This is a genomic window from Acidobacteriota bacterium (assembly GCA_003225175.1).
GTDB lineage: Bacteria > Acidobacteriota > Terriglobia > Terriglobales > Acidobacteriaceae > Gp1-AA112.
In genome coordinates, this window is sequence record QIBA01000264.1 from 1 (window position 1) to 2,552 (window position 2,552).

At 55.0% G+C, this 2,552-nt stretch carries 3 protein-coding genes; all 3 read right to left on the minus strand.

Going from position 1 to position 2,552, the window contains the following annotated elements:
* The coding region (locus DMG62_25265) for a hypothetical protein (GenBank protein PYY18797.1) at positions 1–1,234 on the minus strand (1,234 nt) is incomplete at its 3' end.
* A 75-nt stretch (positions 1,235–1,309) separates the two neighbouring features.
* Positions 1,310–1,972, minus strand: coding sequence for a carbonic anhydrase (locus DMG62_25270; GenBank protein ID PYY18798.1), 663 nt, complete (start codon positions 1,970–1,972; stop codon positions 1,310–1,312).
* 59 nt (positions 1,973–2,031) lie between these two features.
* Positions 2,032–2,552 (minus strand): hypothetical protein (locus tag DMG62_25275; protein PYY18799.1); only part of this gene is annotated, 521 nt, incomplete at its 5' end.

Here is a 2,552-nt window from a genome sequence, read left to right on the forward strand (position 1 = left end):
TGCTGCCAGTGATTTGTATCAGCTCCTCTTGGGTTACGGCACCCTGCAACACAGTAGCGACGTTGAGCGGCAGCGAGATTAAGCTAATCGCGAGTCGGCCGATTCCTCCACTGGCCATCTCGCTTCCGCGATGCGGAGTACAAATGAAAACGACGCGTTTTATGCGTGGGTTGCGCTTAAAGATAAGCGCGTGCATAACAAGGCTATTGTTGGAATTGCGGGCCAGGATATCCCTTGCCGTCGGACCGACGGCTTTCTCCCACATCGGAGGAGTAACCGTCACTACCTGAGCGTGAGCGAGTATTCCGCCCATGCTGTGACCGACGACAACACAGGGACGATGGTTAGGATAAAGTTTGTCCGCTTTGGCCAACTCCTCCCGCAGGCGGAAGGCGGAATAAAGAATGGGCGTGCCAGTCGGATAAGCGAAGACCCAGAACTGGTAGCGTTTCCGTATCTCTGGATCTGCCTGCAGCCCGTTGATCGTCTTTACCCAGGTAAACGGGCTTGACACCAGACCGTGAACAAAGACGAGCGGGATGCGATCCGGATCGTAAGGCTGAAGGAAATATAACCCCGTTTTTTCGAGGTAATGAGCAGACCGCAGCGCTGCCATTAATTCAACGAACATGAGGTTAGATGGGGGTGAGTAGTAGCTGATCGGCGCCGTGAAATCGGCAGCGAGTGGACGAACCTTGCCTTCAACTAACGCCGTCGGTTGTTTCGCCGGGCGACGCAGCGCCAAAGTCGCGTCCTGTCCTTTGAAATCGAGAGTAGTTGTTACCGGAGCGCTGATTCCCTTCAGCGGCGCGAAGTTTTCCCGCGGAGTAGTAGTCCGAACTCCGACCAGTTCACCCCCTATCCCTTCCTGAACTATCTGCTTCTCTGCCAGTGGATGCTTAATTGAGTTGGCCAGCTGAAAGGAGTTGAAATAGTCCGGCGCCCAAACAGCAGGACCGGCAGGTTGCAGATGCAAATGGTAAGTCTCGTTATTTGAAGTAACCGTCAGCGGCTGGTTCCATAGTCGGCCTCCTTCACTGGAGCGCAGTAAAATGGTCAGCTCCGCGGCAGCGGTGTTGTAAGTGTTCAGGGCTGGTGTCTCCTGAGTTCCTGAGCCAAGTAGCGGAGCCGTGATCGCAGCGGCGTGCAGGTAATCGGCCGCTCGCTTCTCCGCTGGAACTTGCGGTGACCGTGCCTCCCTTAAGCTATCCGCTGCGGGAGCATATTGCGTCACCCTTTGCGGTGGCGTCGTCGCGCACGCTGCCAGAAACGGTTTGTCTAAACGACAGACGCAAACGGCAATCTCGAGTTACTGTAGTAACTCGACCTTACCGGAGTCCATGTCATATCGCGCGGCCAAGACTTTCAACGTCCCGGCCTTCACTCGCGGCGGAATAAAGGGGCCAGTCGTCTCTACGTGCTTGGCAATATCAACGGCGTTCGCGCGCACAGCGTTATCGAGTGGATCGCCCGGTTTGCCTTTTGTCTCCCCAACCGCCGGTGCAATTGCTTTCAATACATCAGGAATATTTCCGGATTCCTTGGCGTGCGAAACTGCGGCCGCTACCGCTCCGCACTTTTGGTGACCCAGGACAACAATCAGGTTTGTGCCGAGGTGCTCGACCGCATACTCGACACTACCCATCGCCACCGGATCGACCACTTCACCCGCTGTTCGAACGACAAAGACATCCCCGAGTCCAACATCAAAAATCAGTTCCGGAGGAACGCGTGAATCCGAGCAGCTGACGATAATAGCAAAGGGTTTTTGATCTTTCGTCAGCTCAGTGCGACGCACGACCAGCTCCTGACCATTAAGACCGGTCAACGTTGCAGCGACAAACTTTGCGTTTCCATCCTGTAACCGCTTGAGAGCGTCGGCTGCCGGCATTCCTTCCACTTCCGCGGCCATGCTGATGGCGGGAAGGAAAATAAGCAGGCTGATGATGAGTGGGTTTATTTTCGTCTTCATTTGGTTTCAGCGTTTGCACTACGTGGTTGATCCACCCGTTTCAAGTTTCAAATCGGCCGTTACTTCGTCGTAAGCAGCGCCTTGCGGGCTGCGCCGAGTTCCTTACGTTTTGCGGCGCTGACTTTCGGGTACTGCAACTTCAGCGAGGCGAGCGCATCAATCACCCCCGCCGCGACAATTACTCGCGTGAACCATTTGTTATCCGCCGGCACCACATACCAGGGTGAATTCTCCGTTGCTGTCTCCCGGATCGTTTGTTCGTAGGCGTCCATGTAGTCATCCCAAAACCCGCGCTCTTTGGCGTCGTTGAGTGAGAATTTCCAGTTCTTCTCAGGGTTTTCGAGCCGCTCCAGAAAACGCTTCTGCTGTTCCTCTTTGGAGACATGAAGGAAGAATTTCAACACAACCGTTCCGTTGCGATGCAGGTAACGCTCAAAGGCGCGGATGTCGTGGAATCGCTCCTCCCAGATATTTTTGGTAACGCATTCCTCCGGTAGCTTTTGCCCGGCGAGAAACTCGGGATGCACCCGCACGACGAGCGTTTCCTCGTAGTAACTGCGGTTGAAAATGCCGATCCGCC